The sequence below is a fragment of the Flavivirga amylovorans genome (assembly GCF_030540875.1).
GTDB classification, from domain to species: Bacteria; Bacteroidota; Bacteroidia; order Flavobacteriales; family Flavobacteriaceae; genus Flavivirga; species Flavivirga amylovorans.
This window is the reverse complement of the sequence record NZ_JAUOEM010000001.1, coordinates 262,905-281,197: the sequence shown is the minus strand read 5'-3', so window position 1 is coordinate 281,197 and position 18,293 is coordinate 262,905. Positions and strand designations below refer to the sequence as shown.

Genomic DNA, 18,293 nt, shown 5'->3' with positions numbered 1-18,293 from the left:
CACTCATTTCCTATTTTTTGGTATAGCTTTTGAAAGTATTTTAGATACAAACTTAAAAAAATGAAAAACACTTTATCCTTATTAATGATTATACTGTTCGCTACATTTTCTAATGCACAAAATAATAGATATGAAGATTTGTGGACTAAAGTTGAGCAATTTGAAGAAGACGGCTTACCTAAATCCGCTTTAAAAATAGTTGAAGATATTGCTAAACTGGCTAAAACAGATAACAGTGCTCCTCAACTAATAAAAAGCATGCTTTTTAAAAGCAAATTTGTTTTGGTTTTAGAAGAAGATGCACAATTAAGTATCATTAAAAGTTTTAAAAACACCATTGAAAAAAGTGAGTTTCCAACAAAAAACATTTTAGAAAGTATCCTTGCAAACATGTATTGGCAATACTTTAATCAAAATAGATGGCGATTTTATAATAGAACAAAGACTTCAGAAAAAGTAGATGCTGTAGATTTTAGAACCTGGGATTTGCAAACTATATTCAACGAGATTCATACACATTATCAAAATTCATTGCAAAATGGATTGATGCTACAATTGGAGTCTTTAAGTAATTATGATGACATTTTAAATCTACAAGAAGGATCTAAAATTTACAGACCTACCTTATTTGATTTTTTAAGTCACAATGCGCTAAAATTTTATAAAACCAATGAAACTCATATTACCAAACCCGCCTACAAATTTGAGATCGATAATCCTGATTTTTTAGGAGATACCAAAACGTTTTCGAAATTAAAAATAAATTCAAAAGACACAACATCCTTACAACTAAACGCTTTAAAGATTTATCAAAATTTAATTAGCTTTCATTTAAAAGACGAAAAACCATTTGCTTTAGCAGACGTAAATATTAATCGTTTAAAATTTGTGAATCAGCATGCTACCTTTAACGATAAAGAATCCATTCTATTAAATGCTTTAAAAAAGGAAAAAGACCACTTCGAAACTCATGAGATCTCTACTTTATATGACTATGAAATTGCCAATATTTACAACCAACAAGGAGCAAGTTATCAACCGAAAACAAACAAAGATAATCGCTGGAAAATTAAAGATGCTCTTGCTATCTGCAATAATGCTATTTTAAAATTCCCAGAAAGTGATGGTGCAAAAAGCTGTACTGTTTTAAAACAACTAATAGAACAACATTCGCTACAAATTACTACAGAAAACTTTCTTCCTATACAACAAAATGCACGTTTGCTATTAAGCTATAAAAACCTGAATCATCTTCAGTTTAAAATATACAAACTTAATAGAAACCAGCTTGAAAAATTCAATCAAATATATAGAGAGGAAGAGCAATTGGCTTTTATTAAAAAGTTACATGTTTATAAAAATTGGGATAACACCTTACACAATGAGGGCGATTATCAAATGCATACGACCGAAATTTTAGTTCCTGGATTAAATAATGGTGCTTACTTAATTTTTGCTTCATCTAAAAACAACAATAAAACCATTGCTTTTAACACCATACAAGTTACAAATATAGCCTTGATTGAAACAGAGAGCAAGAAGCACAAAACGTTTCAAATTATTGACAGAAATAATGGAAAACCAATTAGCAATGCTAAAATTGAAATAAGCTACAGTAAAAATAATAACAAAAGCTATCAAACAGAAAGCTTTACTACCAACATCTATGGGGAAGTAAAAATTGAAAAAAACAAAGAACGTAATGAATACATAAAAGTTAAGGTTAAACATGATAATGATGTGGCCTATTTTGGTGACTATTACATTTATAGATATTATGACGAGTGGCAAGAAAATATTAGATACAACTCTTTTATATTTACAGACAGGAGTATTTATAGACCAGGACAAACTGTTTATTTTAAAGCCATTGCAATTAAAACAGAAAAAGGAAAATCTGAAATTTTAGCAAACGAAAAAGTTTACGCGATTTTATATAATACGAATGGTGAAGACCTAAAATCATTAAAGTTTACAACGAATGAATTTGGTTCTGTTACTGGTGAATTCATATTACCTAATAATGGTTTAAATGGAGAATATCGTATAGAATTTGAAGCAGAGTCTGGGTATGAAATTGATAACTCAGCCTACTTCTCGGTTGAAGACTATAAACGACCAAAGTTCGAAACAACATTTAACCCCATAACCGAAACCTATAAAGTTAACGATTCTGTAACTGTAAAAGGACATGCCTTAGCGTATGCAGGAAGCAATATTACCGATGCCAAAGTAGTATATCGAGTACATAGAAAAGTAGAATATCCACGATGGTGTTATTTTTATCACCCTTGGATTAATAGCGAACCTCAAGAAATCACACATGGTGAAAGTATGACAAATAATAAAGGAGAATTTGAAATTACTTTTAAAGCCATTCCAGATCAAAGTGTCGACAAAACAAATCTTCCTACTTTTAGATATGAAGTCACCGCAGATGTTATCGACTTAAATGGTGAAACCAGAAGCGCTACCACCATAGTTAATGTTGGATACCACGCATTAACTGCAAATATGTCTATTGCTAATCTTATAGATAAAACTAAAAAAAATAATGCAATAGACATAGATACCAGAAACCTGAATGGTGAATTTGTACCCGCAAAGGGAACAATTAAAATGTATAAGTTAAAGGCACCTAATAAAATTTTAAGACCAAGACCTTGGTCAGCTCCAGATTATCAGGAATTTTCAGAAGACGTTTTTAATAAATTGTTTCCATACGATCCCTATAATAACGAGCATGAAATTAGCAATTGGGAAAAAGGGGAACTCGTATTTATTTCATCATTTAACACAGAAAACACGACAAAGCTTAATCTGGGAAAAATTAAAAAGTGGAAATCCGGGAAGTATATTATTATTTTAGAAAGTAAAGACAAGTTTGGACAATTGGTTAAGGATGAAATTAAAACAACGTTATACAGCAATTCCGATAAAACCATAGCAGACAAACAATTATTTCATATTACAACAAATAAATCAGCCTACAAGTCAGGTGAGAAAGCGCTAATCACGCTAGGCTCAGCTGCAAGTAATTTAAATGTTACGGTGCAAATTGAAAAAAATAGCAAGATTGTAAAAACACATATCGTTCAATTAAATAAGAACAAAAAAACAATTTCCGTTCCTATAAATAGTGAAGATCTTGGCGGTTTTATAGTTAAATATAGCTTTGCTGCTTTCAATAGTTTTCAATCGGGTAATTTGAATATATTCGTTCCTTACCCTAAAACTGATCTAGACATTGAAACAACAACTTTTAGAGATAAGCTACAACCAGGAACCGAAGAGACCTGGAGTTTTAAAATAAAAGGGCCTAAAGGCGATAAAGTTAGTGCCGAATTATTAGCAAGCATGTATGATGCCTCATTAGACCAATTTAAACCACATGCATGGTCTTTCAATCCCATTAATAGACCTTCTTATTATTCGCGTATGTCAACCAATGCTGGTAAAAGTTTTGGCACACGTTATTTTAAAGTTTATAATAATTTTGCCCGCATAAATTATTCATCTCAATACTACGATCAACTAAATTGGTTTGGGTATCACTTTATAAATTACAATCCAAGAAATTATATAAGTAAAAAAGCACTTAGTAGTCGTGTGGCAAGTGCTCCTGTTTTCTCAGAAGAAATGGAAATAGCAGAATCTATATCTAGCTTAAATGATAATTTAGATGAAGTCGTAGTCATGGATGATGGTAAAGATAAAATGAATTCTGGTGAAGATTTTGAATCAGATGAGAAATCTCTTGAAAAAAAATCAGAAAAGCCAAACTTCAATAACGTCAAAATTCGCAAAAACCTTCAAGAAACAGCATTTTTCTTTCCACAGCTAAAAACAGATTCAGAAGGCAATATTAGTTTCAGTTTCACGACTCCAGAAGCATTAACGCAATGGAACTTGCAACTATTAGCCCATACAAAAAACTTAGAGAGTGCTACTAGAACGTTAACTACAGTAACTCAAAAAGAATTAATGGTAACACCAAATGCACCTCGTTTTTTACGTGAAGGAGATCAAATTACAATTAGCTCTAAAATTGCAAACCTTACCGAAAAACAATTATCTGGGCAAGCCGTTTTATTATTAACGGATGCCATTTCTGGAAAGGATATCTCTCAAAAACTTATAACAAGTTCTAATAATTCTCTCCCTCAGGGAGAGATGGCGAAGCCAGAAAGGGGCTTTACTGTTGATGCCAAAGGCAATACACAAGTATCATGGAATGTATCTATTCCAGATGATATTCAAGCGGTTCAATACAAAGTGATTGCTAAATCGGAAACCTTTAGTGATGGTGAGCAAAACGCCTTACCGGTTCTATCGAATAGAATGTTAGTTACCGAAACACTTCCTATGTGGATTCGTAGTAATCAAACAAAAACATTTACATTAGATAAATTAAAGAATAATACATCTACAACACTTAAAAACCATAAGCTGACCTTGGAAATGACTTCCAATCCGGCATGGTATGCAGTACAAGCACTTCCCTACTTAATGGAATATCCTTATGAGTGTAACGAACAAACCTTTAGTCGCTATTATGCGAATGCTTTGGCTAGCCATATTGCAAATTCTAATCCAAGAATTCAAGAGGTTTTTAATCAATGGAAATCTCAAGATGTCCTTATTTCTAACTTAGAAAAAAATGAAGAATTAAAGTCTATTCTTATCCAAGAAACCCCATGGTTAAGAGATGCGCAAAGTGAAACAGAACAAAAAAAACGCATTGCGCTCCTTTTTGATCTGAACAAAATGAACAATGAATTGCAATCTGCTATCAGAAAATTAGAAAATAATCAAATGGATTCTGGCGCATGGGCTTGGTTTAATGGTGGACGAGCGAACCGATATATTACACAACATATCATCACTGGTTTTGGTCACTTAAACAAGTTAGGTGTCACTCTGAGCGCAGTCGAAGAGTCTAATCACCAAATCATCTCAAAAGCAATCAGATACCTTGATGCACAATTCATAAAAGAATACAAAGACATCAGAAAATATAATGTTAAAGTAGATTTAAACAAAGATCATTTAAGTTATACTCAACTCCATTATTTATACATGCGCAGCTTCTTCCCGAACATTAAAAAGTCGAAAGAAGTTGATAAAATCATACAATACTACCAAACGCAAATTCAAAAATACTGGCTAAGCAGACCATTGTATGCTAAAGGCCTTATGGCTTTAGTGTCTCACAGAATTAATGATTCTAAAACGACTAATAAGATTTTAAAATCCTTAAAAGAAACAAGTATTACTTCAGAAGAATTAGGCATATATTGGAAAGCAAATACAAATTCTTGGTTCTGGTATCAAGCACCAATTGAAACACAAGCTCTTTTAATTGAAACGTTTTCTGAGGCTGGCCACAGCATTCAGAGTAATACAAAAAATCTTGAGACCATAGATAACTTAAAAATCTGGTTACTTAAAAACAAACAAACGAATCGATGGAAAACCACCAAAGCTACTACCGATGCCGTATACGCTTTGCTACTTCAAGGAAGTGACTGGTTATCTGTAACCGACATGGTTGATGTTGTTTTAGGCGGACAAAAAATAGCACCTTCAAAATTAGAAAATGTCAAGGTAGAAGCTGGAACAGGTTATTATAAAACATCTTGGAATACTTCTGAAATTAAACCAGAAATGGCAGAGGTAAAACTTACTAAAAAAGGAAACGGAATTGCTTGGGGAAGTTTATACTGGCAGTACTTTGAAGATTTAGATAAGATCACATCGGCAGAAACACCTCTAAAATTAAAGAAAAAGTTATTCTTAAAACAGAATACAGATACAGGTGAAACTATTTCTAAAATTACAAATGACACCAATTTAAAAGTTGGTGACCTAGTAAGAGTACGTATAGAATTACGAAGTGATCGAAACATGGAGTTTGTACATATGAAAGATATGAGAGCGTCTGGATTAGAGCCCTTAAATGTATTATCACAATACAAATGGCAAGATGGCTTAGGCTACTACCAAAGTACAAAAGATGCCTCTACTAATTTCTTTTTCGATTATTTACCAAAAGGCGTTTATGTTTTTGAATATGATTTAAGAGTGAATAATGCAGGTGATATGAGCAATGGAATAACAACTATACAGAGTATGTATGCACCAGAATTTAGCAGCCATAGCGAAGGTACCCGTTTGTTAGTTAAGTAAAACTGCCTCGACGAAATCGATAGCAGATTTATTTTTAATTTGTTATCTTTCAGCTTAATAACTAATAAATACATTATTATGAATTCAAAAGTTTTTATGGTCGTGAGATTACTTCTCGGACTTTTTGTTTTGTTTTTTGGACTTAATAAGTTCTTTCATTTTATAGGTCATGGGGAAATGTCTGCAGAGGCTGGAGCTTATTTCGGCGCATTAGTTTCTGTTAAATTAATAACACTAGTGGCCATTGTGGAAATTGTTGCAGGGTTGGCATTAATCTTTAACAAGTTTGGAGCATTGCTGGCATTAATTTTAATGAGTATTTCTGTAAACGCGGCATTGTTTCATGCCATGTTAGCACCAGAAAGCATTGCAGGCGCTTTAATTTTACTAATTTTAAATATTATTGTCCTGTATGGCTATAAAGACAAGTATAAAGACTTACTAAGTTAATACTAATAATACAAGAGGCTTAGGCCTCTTTTTTTATTTTCTTAACTTTACCGAAATTTTGTTATTTGTTTGAACCTTTGGAAAAGCAAAAATTAAATATCCCCAAAACGATACTAGCATTTTTCTTTTTTACAATGCTATTAGGATGTGCTTCTAAAAAAAGCCTATCTACAAACACGAACAATATTGAAAAAACGCCTAAGATTATTTTTCTAAACTATACTATTAAAAAAACTTCGAACGATAGTCGAACTGTCCATTTTATAAATAAAATAATAACAGAAGGGAAACTAAAAGACCATAATAAAAATTCTAAAAAAGAGCCGGTCTCTGGAGATTTAATGTGCTATCAGCTTGATAAAAAGTCTAATATCTTGCAAAGTATTATTATAAAAAATCCATTAAAAAAAACAGTTGAATCTCTTAATGACTCTAAAAGTTTTCAAACAAACAGCATAGATCTAAATAGTACTTCTTTTTCCCTCAGATTGAAATTAGAACCATATGCAAAGTATGTCTCTATTAATGAAATCACTCAAGATAAAAAGGAAGTACTCCCTCTAATTAAAACAAAAATCAACTAGTTAATGGTACTACGTTTACTATATATTCTATTACTTATCAATGTTGATTTAATGTCTGCACAAATTTTTGATGTAGAAAACATTAAGCTTTCTGGTGATGATAGTAAAAGAATTACATTAGTTATTTTAAGTGAAGGTTACCAAGATAGTGAATTATCACAATTCATCACAGATGCTGAAAACTTTACAAACAGCATGTTTAACCAATCTCCACTTAAAGAATATGCCAATTATTTTAATGTCTATGCTATAAAAGTTCCTTCCGCTGAAAGTGGTGCGGATCACCCAGGAACAAGCATAGAACCATTAGAAACCCCCATTAGTCCTATTGTCCCAATAAAAACAGTAGACACTTATTTTAATGCAACTTACGATGCTTTTGGTAAACATAGATTGCTTTATTATGAAATAGATGGAAACAGCGCAAACAATACAGAAGCCATAATTAGTACCGTTTTAGCTAACAATTTCCCAACTTACGATCAAGCTTTAATTATAGTTAATTCTTCAGAATTTGGTGGTAGTGGTGGAAAATTTCCTATGACTTATTCAGGTTTTTGGGGTGCAAATGTAGCCGTCCACGAATTGGGGCATTCATTATTTAATTTAAAAGATGAATATTATCCAGGAGATGATCTTGCAGCAGAAGCTATCAATATGACTCAAGAAACTGATCAAAACTTGGTTAGATGGAAAAATTGGCTAAACATTAATGATATTGGAATATATCAATATACTTGCGCTACTGGTAATTGTTCTGACTGGTATAAACCACATCAAAATTGTATCATGGAATTTATTGATAGACCCTTTTGTTCTGTTTGCAAAGAAGGTATCATAGAAAAAATACATAGTTTGGTGTCTCCTATAGATTCATATACACCCGTTTCAAATACGGTTTCAAACTCTAGTTTTCCTATCGATTTTCACTTAAACCTAATTAAACCCATTCCTAACACACTTGAAAGTTCATGGTCATTAAATACTTCTAACATTGCTTCAAATGTCGATGATGTAAGTGTTTTAGAAACCGATTTAAATGCAGGCATAAATACTTTAACAGCTATAATTACCGATAACACACAACTAATAAAGGTTACCAATCATGAAACCATTCATGTGTATACTGTGACTTGGACTATTGATAATTCTTCACTAGGAGTTAATGATATTGAAAGTGACATTAATAGTTTAAGTATTGTTATGTTTCCAAACCCAGCTAATACCATTGCAAATTTTAAAATTGAAAGTGAGAAAGATGCTAAATTAAAAGTTGACATTACGAGTTTAGATGGTAAAAAAGTAAAAACAGTATCCTTATCTAACTATACAACGCGACAAGTTGATATTAGCAACCTTAGCGAGGGAATTTATGTGGCTAATTTCTATGCTAATAATACGTTAGTTACAAGTAAAAAGCTTGTAAAACAATAAACTTATTGTTTAGGAGGATATTCCAATAATATCTTTTCAACAATAGCATTTAAACGTTTTTCACGTTCTCCTGGAATGGCATTAGGATTGTAGTTTGATTCACTTACTGCTTGCCAAAATAATTGTTTTTTGTTTTCATCTACAAAATCGATGGTTATTTGACGATTAATTTTAGACTGTCCTACAGGGATACCTATCGACAGACCGCCACCAACATTACCACCACCGCCACCTAAACCAACACCAACGGTGTTACGTTTTGCTTCAAGGTATTCGCTACTTTTTATATCAATAAAAAAATCTGGAGTATCCGATAAACTAAATCCTTTTGCAGTCATTTTTGCATCTATAGTATTTAATAAACGTTTTGTATCTAATTCACTTAAACCAGTATTCATATCACTATAATAATTATAGGTTTTATAGTTATTAAACTGAGTCGCTTTATCATAATCATAATTAACACGAATAGGTGCACACCCTACAAACAATAAAACAAGTAACACAATTTTCAAAGTTTTCATAATCATAATTTTTTATTAAAGTTAATCAAAAATTATTCCATGGATAAAGTATCTGTTTCAAACTACCGAAACAGGAAGCATGCAAGAATATGCTCAAATTGAGGAAACCTTCTCACCTATAGCTTTACAAATTATAAAAGATTGGATTTTAGAACGATTTAAATAATCTTAATCATTCAACATTTTCCACAAAACATCTTTTAACTCAGTAATCCCTTGTTGTGCCACAGATGAAATAAATAAATATGGAATAGGAAGCTCGTTATCCAACTCTTTTTTAAGTTCTGCTTTCAATTCATCATCCAGCATATCACATTTAGATATTGCTATGATACGTTCTTTATCAAGCATTTCAGGGTTGTAACGACGAAGTTCATCTAACAAGACATCATATTGTTTTCTAATATCATCGGCGTCTGCAGGAATTAAAAACAATAGAATAGAGTTACGCTCGATATGACGTAAAAAGTAATGCCCCAACCCTTTTCCTTCGGCAGCACCTTCTATTATTCCAGGAATATCTGCCATAACAAAGGTTTGAAAATCGCGATACTCTACGATTCCTAAATTGGGTTTAAGTGTTGTGAATTCATAATCAGCAATTTTTGGCTTGGCCGATGTAACGACTGATAATAACGTAGATTTCCCTGCATTTGGGAATCCAACTAAACCAACATCTGCAAGAATTTTTAGTTCTAACGTAACATACTTCTCTTCTAATGGAAGTCCTGGTTGTGCATATCTTGGTGTTTGATTGGTCGACGACTTGAAATGCCAGTTTCCTAATCCACCTTTTCCACCTTCTACAATAATTCTTTCTTCACCATCTTCAGTAATTTCTAAAAGGATTTCATCTGTTTCAGTATCTCGAACAACAGTCCCTAAAGGCACTTCTAAAAACACATCTTCTCCATCTGCTCCAGAACTCCTGCTTTTACTTCCGTTTCCACCATGACCGGCACGAATATGTTTTTTAAATTTTAAATGAAGAAGCGTCCATAGATTAGAATTTCCTCGAAGAATAATATGACCTCCACGACCTCCATCACCACCATCAGGGCCGCCTTTGGTAATGTATTTCTCCCGATGTAGATGTACAGAACCTTTACCTCCGTTACCAGAAGCGACATACATTTTTACATAATCAACAAAATTCCCTTCAGTCATGAAATGCCTTTGTTTGTCATTCCCGCGAAAGCGGGAATCTATTTAATTGAACTAAAACCTAGAAATACGAATTCCTGCTCTCGCAGAACGTTTATAGTGTATCAATAACAGTACTTAAACGCACTGTAATATCTTCGATACTACCAATACCGTTAACACCAAAATATTTATTTTGTGCTGAATAGAATTCTTTTAAAATAGCCGTTTTATTGTAATATTCAGCGATTCTATTTCTAATAATAGACTCATCAGCATCATCTGCTCTTCCACTAGTTTTACCACGAGATAATAAACGCTCAACTAAAACTTCATCTTCAACTTCTAAAGCAATCATCGCATTTATTTGAGAATCTTTACTATCCAATAACTTATCTAAAGCATCTGCCTGCGCATTAGTACGTGGAAATCCATCAAAAATAAAGCCATTAGCACCGGCATTTTTCTCAACTTCAGCATTTAACATGTCAATAGTTACTTGATCTGGAACTAATTCTCCTTTATCCATATAAGACTTAGCTAACATGCCTAAAGCCGTTTCGTTTTTAATATTATATCTAAAAACATCGCCTGTAGATATATGTACTAAATTATACTTTTCTTTTAAAAAATCTGCTTGTGTTCCTTTTCCAGCACCTGGAGGGCCAAATAGCACTAAGTTTGTCATGTGTTGTGTCTCTTTTATTTGATATATTTCTGGTAAATTTCTTCCTAATCCATCATAATCTAAGCCGTAACCAACTATAAATTTATTAGGAATCTCAATACCAACGTAATGTAATTTGAAATCTTTTTTATAGGCTTCAGGCTTGTAAAATAGCGTTGCTATTTTTAACGATTTCACCTTTTCATTTTTAAAAATCCTATGGACTTCAGCTAAGGTGTTTCCTGTATCGATAATATCTTCCAAAATAACAACAGTACGTCCTGTTAAATCTTGGGTTAAACCTATAAGTCTTTGAATATCTTCGGTTGATTTAACACCTTCGTAAGATGCTAATTTTATAAACGTGACTTCGCATGGTTTTGGATACTTTTTTACAAAATCACTCACTACCATAAACGAGCCATTTAAAATCCCAACAAACACAGGAATTTCATCTCCCACATCTTCAGCAATTTCTATTGCTAAACGCTGTAAAACATCATCAATCTCTTTGGCTGAAATAAATGGTTTAAAATATTTGTCGTGTAGCTTTATCACGGTTATCATTTTTTGAAGCAGCAAAGATAATCATTCGTTAACAAATAATGATTTTTTGATTTACGATTTAGCTGCTAATTAATATTTAAGTGTATTTTTGCGTATCCTTATTCAATTTCAGTTAAAAAGAAATCAATGAACTACTTTTCTTCAAATTTCAAACTTGGCATTCTTGGTGGTGGTCAATTAGGTAAAATGCTACTTAACGATACTAGAAAATTTGATATCTATACTTGCGTTTTAGATTCCAGCAATGAAGCTCCTTGTAAAATAGCGAGTAATGAATTTCATTTGGGTGATTTAATGGATTATGACGCTGTTTACAATTTCGGAAAACAAGTAGATGTACTAACCATTGAAATTGAAAATGTAAATGTCGATGCTTTGGAAGCTCTTGAAAAAGAGGGTATAAAAGTATATCCTGCATCCAAAACATTACGCACAATTCAAAACAAAGCAACTCAGAAATTGTTTTATGTTGACAATCATTTACCAACAGCTCCTTTTTCTCGTTTTTCTTATACTTCAGAAATTAACGAAGCTATAAATAATGGCAGTTTAACAATGCCTTTTGTTTGGAAATGCGCTCAATTTGGATATGATGGTACAGGCGTAAAAATTGTAAAAACGCTTCAAGATTTAGAAGACTTACCAAATGTAGAATGTATTGCTGAAACCTTAGTACCTTTTAAAAATGAATTAGCTGTTATTGTGATTAGAAATGCTTCAGGAGACATTAAAACATTTCCAGTTGTTGAAATGGAATTTCACCCAGAGGCTAATCAAGTAGAATATGTTATTTGTCCTGCTAGGATTTCTAAAGAAGTTGCAAAAAAAGCAACAGAGGCCGCTTTAAAAACATCTAAAGCTTTTAACCATGTTGGATTGTTAGCTGTAGAAATGTTTCAGACACAAAACGACGATATTTTAATAAATGAAGTTGCACCAAGACCGCATAATTCTGGGCATCAAACTATTGAAGCTAGTTATACCTCTCAATTTGAGCAACACTTAAGAGCCATTTTAGATTTACCATTGGGAAGAACAGACAATAAAGTTGGTGGTGTTATGGTTAACTTAGTTGGAGCTGAAGGCTATACGGGCAATGTGGTTTATAAAAATATTGAAAACATTATGAAAATGGACGGTGTAACGCCCCATATTTATGGTAAAAAACAAACACGCCCGTTTAGAAAGATGGGACATGTTACCATTGTAAATGAAGATTTAAACGAGGCGCGAAAGATAGCCGAAGATGTTAAAAAATCAATTAAAGTAATAAGTGAGTAAAGACTCCCGAGTGCAGTCGAGGGGTCTTTTAAATATTTTTTAGTTTTGGTATTAAGGTCTCGACTGCGCTCGACCTGACATAAAATAAAAATTTATGAAAAAAGTAGGAGTAATCATGGGAAGTAAAAGTGATCTTCCTGTAATGCAAGATGCTATTGATATTTTAAAAGGTTTTGATATTGAAGTTGAAGTAGATATTGTTTCGGCTCACAGAACCCCAGAAAAATTATTTGATTACGGAAAACATGCACATACAAGAGGGTTTGCCGTTATTGTTGCAGGTGCCGGTGGTGCAGCACATTTACCAGGAATGATTGCTTCATTATCACCACTTCCAGTTATAGGTGTTCCTGTTAAAAGCAGTAACTCTATTGATGGCTGGGATTCTATCTTATCTATTTTACAAATGCCAGGAGGTGTTCCTGTTGCTACTGTTGCTCTTAATGGTGCAAAAAATGCAGGCATACTGGCTGCTCAAATTATTGGCTCTGGAGACACTTGCGTTTTAGATAAAATATTAGCTTATAAAGAAGGTTTAAAACTAAAAGTAAACGAATCGGCTAAAGACTTAAAATAAAAAAGGCCTCAAAATATTTTGAGGCTTTTTTTGCTATTAGTGTATAATTATAATGAGTTAGTCACTCCGTATACGAACTACAAAAATACAAAAAAACTTATTATGCATACATAATAAGTTCACATTTTAACACATTTATTGAGAATGACAAAAAACATATTAACAAAACCTTTTGAAACTACATATAATTCAGCTCCATTTTCAAAAATCGCCAATGAAGATTTCTTGCCAGCCATTAAACAGGCTATTACCAACGCTAAATCTGAAATTGATGCTATCGCCAAAAATAATGAGCTTCCAACTTTTAAAAATACCATTGAGGCTTTAGATTTTTCAGGAGAACAATTGGGTAGAATTTCTAGTATATTTTTTAACTTGAATTCTGCCGAGACAAATGATACGATTCAAAAGATAGCACAAGAAGTATCGCCTTTACTATCAGAATTCAGTAATGATATCACCCTAAATGAGGACTTATTTAAACGTGTAAAAGCTGTTTATGATAGTAAAAACTCATTAGATCTAACCATAGAGCAACAAACATTACTTGATAAAAAGTATAAAAGCTTTTCGAGAAACGGTGCTAATTTACCCGAAGACAAAAAACAGGAACTTCGGGATATTGATAAGCAATTGAGCCAACTAACTCTTAAATTTGGAGAAAATGTATTGGCAGAAACCAATGCTTTTGAAATGCTTATAACTAATGAAGATGATTTATCTGGTTTACCTGAAGGTGCTAAAGAAGCCGCTAAACAATTAGCAGAATCTAAAGAAAAAGAAGGTTGGTTGTTCACGTTAGACTATCCTAGTTATATTCCTTTTATGACCTATGCCGATAATCGTGAGCTGAGAAAAAAACTAGCACTTACCGCTGGGGCAAAAGCGTTTAAAGGTGATGCTTTTGACAATCAAGATAATATATTACAAATAGTTAAATTAAGGTTTCAACGGGCCAATCTTTTAGGTTACAAAACACATGCGCATTTTGTTTTAGAAGAACGCATGGCAAAAACGCCCGAAACTGTTGAAAGCTTTTTAAACGAATTACTTGAAAAAGCAAAACCAGCTGCCGAACGGGAATTCAAAAACCTAGAAAGTTTTGCTAAAGATTTAGATGGCATTGATCGACTTGAAAAATGGGATGCATCTTATTATTCTGAAAAATTGAAACAAAAGCTGTTTAGTCTTGATGATGAGAAATTAAAACCATACTTCAAGTTAGAAAATGTGATTGATGGCGCCTTTACTGTAGCCAATAAATTATTCGATTTAAACTTTGAGGAAATAGATACCATAGATAAATATCACGAAGATGTTTTAACTTATAAAGTCACTAATAATGATGGTGATTTAATTTCTATTTTTTATGCCGATTTTTTTCCAAGAGCAGGAAAACGAAATGGGGCTTGGATGACTTCATATAAACCACAGTCTATAAAGAATGGTGTTAATGATAGACCACATATATCTATTGTTTGCAACTTTACCAAGCCAACAAAGAGCAAGCCGTCTCTTTTAACTTTTAATGAGGTTACAACATTATTTCATGAATTCGGTCATGCATTGCATGGTATACTAGCAAACACAACCTACCCTAGTCTATCTGGAACCAGCGTATTTTGGGACTTTGTTGAATTACCGAGTCAGGTTATAGAAAATTGGTGCTACGAAAAAGAAGCTTTAGAATTGTTTGCCACGCATTATGAAACCGGGGAAGTCATTCCAATGGATTTGGTTGAAAAAATAAAGGAATCTGCTACGTTTCACGAAGGTATGCAAACACTAAGACAAATAAGTTTTGGATTGTTAGACATGAGTTGGCATGCTAATGAATCGCCAGAAGCTATAAAATCTGTTAAAACTCATGAAAATGAAGCTTTTAAGCATACAACGCTTTATCCGGAAGTTTCAGAAAATTGTATGAGTACGGCTTTTTCTCATATCTTTCAAGGAGGCTATTCATCTGGATATTACAGCTATAAATGGGCAGAAGTTTTAGATGCTGATGCATTCGAATATTTTAAAGAATCTGGTATTTTTAACAAAGAAATTGCTGATAAATTTAAAAAACATGTATTGTCTCAAGGAGGTACAGAAAATCCTATGACACTTTACAAACGTTTTAGAGGGCAAGAACCTAAGCCTGAAGCCCTATTAAAGCGTGCTGGGTTATTGAAATAGTACTATTAAAGGTCTAGAAAGTTAAAGAGAACTGTCATTACGAGGAGAGAATCGACGTGGTAATCTTTTGAATCGAATCTAAAATTAAACAGATTGCCACGCCTTTTGCAAAGTCTCGCAATGACAATTAACTTTCTAGAACCTCTAGATTTCTACCCATGTTGCATAGGTGTAAAAAAGAACTCTTCTCTTACTATTTTACCATCTTCTACTTTATAAACGCAAACCTCATGCATATTGGTTCGAGGCGCTCCTTTAAACGTTACATCCATTTTCATAGTACATGAAAAGAATTTATCTGCTACAATAGGATCAGAAATTTCCATACCATGAATTTCCTCTACCATATCATTAAATTGTTGGCCTTTGGCTATAACTGCATCTAATCCTTTAGTTTCTTTAACTGGTGCTCCATCTGGTTCTGCACTAACAATGTTTTGTCCGTATAAATTTTGAATAGCTTCAGCAAACTGTCCTTGTCTGCAATAATTCACTAACTGTCCTGCAACTTCTTGTGTTGTTATAATTTTGATTGAATTTATAGTTAATAATTTAATTTGTATAATACTGTTTTAAAATGCGGCATTTAAAAATTCATTCAAAGGCCTAATAGCTTTAAAATGCTTTGCAATGGCATCTTTTAGATTAGGAGAATTATAATAGTTTTTCAAAGAAAGATCAGACATCGCATAAAACTGTTTATTGTATATCAATGATGTTTTATTTACTACAGCTTCATGAGCTTTATCAATACGTTTAGAAACGTCTCCTTTTAAAGCTCCCAGACAGTCACTAAATTCTTTTGCCGTTGTTATAGCCAAAAAATCATCAATATGATTAGCAATATGATTTCTTACTGCTTTTAATTCCGGTGGTTTAACATTAAAAAGCCCACCTCCAACATGAACTGAATCTGCACTAATGCCTAAATAGTATCCTGGTAACATAGACTTTTTACCATTAGGAGAAAACCCAGCTTTAAAGATTGTATGATAAGGTGTTTTATCTTTTGAAAATCGCACATCTCTATTTATCCTAAACAAAGCTTTCTTTTCATCAGTTAGAATTCGATTATCCCATTGATGGAGCATAGGAAGTAATTCTGAAAGCAACTCTAAAAAAGGCTCCTTAACATCATTTTCATAACGTTTCTTATTGGCATGAAACCATTCTTTATTATTATTCTTGTTCAACTCTTTAAAAAATTCGGTATACGCTTTTGTTATCATGTATCTTGATGTATTATATCTAACGCTAAATTTGTTAAAAACTCCCAGGAATCTTTATATTCAACTCCCAATTGGTACCAACCGGACATAGGTTTTTTATTTTTAAAAGGACTAAAGACTTCTAATGGAACATCAATGGCTTCAACATTAAAACCCTTTCCTAGTTTAAACACCATGTTCTGTTTAGTAGAAAAAAATGCAAATACCTTCCCTTTATAATGCATCGCTTCTGAACGCATCATTTTACCTACGGTTATATTTTCGTGGTTAGAACAAAATCGAACTCTTATAGCTTCAAAATAGTGTTTAGGTTCCATTGGAATGTTTATAGGTGTTTTCAAAATTATAAAATGAATACATTTTTTTCAGAGGTCAAATACGACACTTTAAGGTGTTGATTATGACAAAATTTAATATTACTTTTAAAATCATAACCATTAAGACATTAACCAATGAAACATGTAAGCATATTGGTTCCAAAATCCAACACCATTCTAAGTAGTGTTGTCGGGCCTTATAAAATTTTTAAAAGTGTGAATGACTTCATTCTACAATCTGGAAAAAGTGAACAACCTTTCTTTGATATTAACCTTGTTGGCCTCGACAAAAACACGGTACTATATGATGGTGCATTTTCGGTACACTGTGATGCTACTATACATGATATTGTTAAAACAGATCTTATCATAATTTCTGCTGTTAGACCAGAATGGATTACTGATGGCATTAAAACTAATTATGAGTTTATTCCCTGGATTAAAAAGCAACGCAATAAACATCATGCAGAAGTGGCAAGCTTATGCCTTGGTGCTTTTCTATTAGCTGAAACTGGGTTGTTAGACCACAAGCAATGTACAACACATTGGGCAGGGATTGAACTGTTCCGACAGATGTATCCAAAAATTGATGTACTACCAGAAAAAATAGTTACAGACCAGGAAGGTATTTATTCCAGTGGTGGTGCTTACTCATTTTTAAACCTCATCATACATTTGGTTCACAAATATTGTGGACAGGAGGTTGCTGTTTATGTATCCAAACTTTTCGAAATTGATATTAGCAGGGATAATCAAAATCAGTTTGCCATTTTTAGAGGTCAAAAAGACCATACCGACACCCTAATACAAAAAGCACAATTATTTATAGAGAATAATGTTACCGAAAAGGTTTCTGTAGAACAATTATCGGGCATGTTAGCCGTGAGCCAGCGCAACTTCATAAGACGGTTTAAAAAAGCAACGGCTAATACCCCTTTAGAATATATTCAACGTGTTAAGGTTGAAGCTGCTAAAAACGCTTTAGAATCTACACAAAACACAATAAACGAGGTGATGTTTTCTGTGGGTTACTCAGATACCAAAGCATTTAGAGGTTTGTTTAAAAGATTTACAGGTTTAACACCAATAGCATATAAAAATAAATATAACCGGGAATTGGTTAGTTTTTAGTTTTATGTGAGTTCGG

At 32.7% G+C, this 18,293-nt stretch carries 14 protein-coding genes; 8 read left to right on the top strand and 6 right to left on the bottom strand.

Annotation, left to right across the window (positions count from 1 at the left end; all coding sequences use genetic code 11):
* Positions 1–60 precede the first annotated feature (60 nt).
* The 4 genes from Q4Q39_RS01045 to Q4Q39_RS01030 all read left to right on the top strand — a co-directional run bounded on the left by Q4Q39_RS01045 (position 61) and on the right by Q4Q39_RS01030 (position 8,657).
* Positions 61–6,189: an alpha-2-macroglobulin family protein gene (locus tag Q4Q39_RS01045; RefSeq protein WP_303280520.1), complete on the top strand. Its 6,129-nt coding sequence runs from the start codon at positions 61–63 to the stop codon at positions 6,187–6,189.
* Between the two features lie 78 nt (positions 6,190–6,267).
* Entirely contained in the window at positions 6,268–6,639 is a 372-nt protein-coding gene (locus tag Q4Q39_RS01040; protein ID WP_303280519.1) for a DoxX family membrane protein, read from the top strand.
* 77 nt (positions 6,640–6,716) lie between these two features.
* On the top strand, positions 6,717–7,223 hold the full coding sequence (locus Q4Q39_RS01035; RefSeq protein WP_303280518.1) for a hypothetical protein: 507 nt from the start codon (positions 6,717–6,719) through the stop codon (positions 7,221–7,223).
* 3 nt (positions 7,224–7,226) lie between these two features.
* Positions 7,227–8,657: a M64 family metallopeptidase gene (locus Q4Q39_RS01030; RefSeq protein ID WP_303280517.1), complete on the top strand. Its 1,431-nt coding sequence runs from the start codon at positions 7,227–7,229 to the stop codon at positions 8,655–8,657.
* Between the two features lie 2 nt (positions 8,658–8,659).
* Here the strand turns inward: Q4Q39_RS01030 and Q4Q39_RS01025 are convergent, their stop codons facing one another.
* The 3 genes from Q4Q39_RS01025 to Q4Q39_RS01015 all read right to left on the bottom strand — a co-directional run bounded on the left by Q4Q39_RS01025 (position 8,660) and on the right by Q4Q39_RS01015 (position 11,549).
* Entirely contained in the window at positions 8,660–9,181 is a 522-nt protein-coding gene (locus Q4Q39_RS01025) for a DUF4136 domain-containing protein (protein ID WP_303280516.1), read from the bottom strand.
* A 168-nt stretch (positions 9,182–9,349) separates the two neighbouring features.
* Complete coding sequence (gene obgE, locus Q4Q39_RS01020; protein ID WP_303280515.1) at positions 9,350–10,348, bottom strand: GTPase ObgE; 999 nt, start codon at positions 10,346–10,348, stop codon at positions 9,350–9,352.
* Positions 10,349–10,439: 91 nt separating this feature from the next.
* A complete protein-coding gene (locus Q4Q39_RS01015) occupies positions 10,440–11,549 on the bottom strand; it encodes an adenylate kinase (RefSeq protein ID WP_303280514.1) in 1,110 nt (369 codons plus the stop codon).
* A 135-nt stretch (positions 11,550–11,684) separates the two neighbouring features.
* Between Q4Q39_RS01015 and Q4Q39_RS01010 the strand changes: the two genes are divergently transcribed.
* The 3 genes from Q4Q39_RS01010 to Q4Q39_RS01000 all read left to right on the top strand — a co-directional run bounded on the left by Q4Q39_RS01010 (position 11,685) and on the right by Q4Q39_RS01000 (position 15,600).
* On the top strand, positions 11,685–12,839 hold the full coding sequence (locus Q4Q39_RS01010) for a 5-(carboxyamino)imidazole ribonucleotide synthase (RefSeq protein ID WP_303280513.1): 1,155 nt from the start codon (positions 11,685–11,687) through the stop codon (positions 12,837–12,839).
* A gap of 94 nt (positions 12,840–12,933) precedes the next feature.
* Positions 12,934–13,416, top strand: a complete 483-nt coding sequence (gene purE, locus Q4Q39_RS01005; RefSeq protein WP_303280512.1) for a 5-(carboxyamino)imidazole ribonucleotide mutase — start codon at positions 12,934–12,936, stop codon at positions 13,414–13,416.
* A gap of 144 nt (positions 13,417–13,560) precedes the next feature.
* On the top strand, positions 13,561–15,600 hold the full coding sequence (locus Q4Q39_RS01000; RefSeq protein WP_303280511.1) for a M3 family metallopeptidase: 2,040 nt from the start codon (positions 13,561–13,563) through the stop codon (positions 15,598–15,600).
* Positions 15,601–15,752: 152 nt separating this feature from the next.
* On the opposite strand, the gene Q4Q39_RS00995 is transcribed toward Q4Q39_RS01000, so the two are convergent.
* The 3 genes from Q4Q39_RS00995 to Q4Q39_RS00985 are packed head-to-tail and all read right to left on the bottom strand — an operon-like array spanning position 15,753 to position 17,170.
* A complete protein-coding gene (locus Q4Q39_RS00995) occupies positions 15,753–16,124 on the bottom strand; it encodes a SnoaL-like domain-containing protein (protein ID WP_367892707.1) in 372 nt (123 codons plus the stop codon).
* Positions 16,125–16,172: 48 nt separating this feature from the next.
* On the bottom strand, positions 16,173–16,829 hold the full coding sequence (locus Q4Q39_RS00990) for a DUF2461 domain-containing protein (RefSeq protein WP_303280509.1): 657 nt from the start codon (positions 16,827–16,829) through the stop codon (positions 16,173–16,175).
* Positions 16,826–17,170 (bottom strand): hypothetical protein, encoded by a 345-nt coding sequence (locus Q4Q39_RS00985; RefSeq protein ID WP_303280508.1) that lies wholly within the window; start codon positions 17,168–17,170, stop codon positions 16,826–16,828. Before Q4Q39_RS00985 ends, Q4Q39_RS00990 begins: the two co-directional genes overlap by 4 nt.
* A gap of 111 nt (positions 17,171–17,281) precedes the next feature.
* On the opposite strand from Q4Q39_RS00985, the gene Q4Q39_RS00980 reads away from it, so the two are divergent.
* Positions 17,282–18,277 (top strand): GlxA family transcriptional regulator, encoded by a 996-nt coding sequence (locus Q4Q39_RS00980; protein ID WP_303280507.1) that lies wholly within the window; start codon positions 17,282–17,284, stop codon positions 18,275–18,277.
* Positions 18,278–18,293 lie beyond the last annotated feature (16 nt).

Coding starts and splice junctions, on each gene's coding strand:
- Q4Q39_RS01045 (WP_303280520.1), top strand. CDS start 61: ATGAAAAACACTTTATCCTTATTAATGATTATACTGTTCGCTACATTT.
- Q4Q39_RS01040 (WP_303280519.1), top strand. CDS start 6,268: ATGAATTCAAAAGTTTTTATGGTCGTGAGATTACTTCTCGGACTTTTT.
- Q4Q39_RS01030 (WP_303280517.1), top strand. CDS start 7,227: ATGGTACTACGTTTACTATATATTCTATTACTTATCAATGTTGATTTA.
- Q4Q39_RS01025 (WP_303280516.1), bottom strand. CDS start 9,181: ATGAAAACTTTGAAAATTGTGTTACTTGTTTTATTGTTTGTAGGGTGT.
- obgE (WP_303280515.1), bottom strand. CDS start 10,348: ATGACTGAAGGGAATTTTGTTGATTATGTAAAAATGTATGTCGCTTCT.
- Q4Q39_RS01010 (WP_303280513.1), top strand. CDS start 11,685: ATGAACTACTTTTCTTCAAATTTCAAACTTGGCATTCTTGGTGGTGGT.
- purE (WP_303280512.1), top strand. CDS start 12,934: ATGAAAAAAGTAGGAGTAATCATGGGAAGTAAAAGTGATCTTCCTGTA.
- Q4Q39_RS01000 (WP_303280511.1), top strand. CDS start 13,561: ATGACAAAAAACATATTAACAAAACCTTTTGAAACTACATATAATTCA.
- Q4Q39_RS00990 (WP_303280509.1), bottom strand. CDS start 16,829: ATGATAACAAAAGCGTATACCGAATTTTTTAAAGAGTTGAACAAGAAT.
- Q4Q39_RS00980 (WP_303280507.1), top strand. CDS start 17,282: ATGAAACATGTAAGCATATTGGTTCCAAAATCCAACACCATTCTAAGT.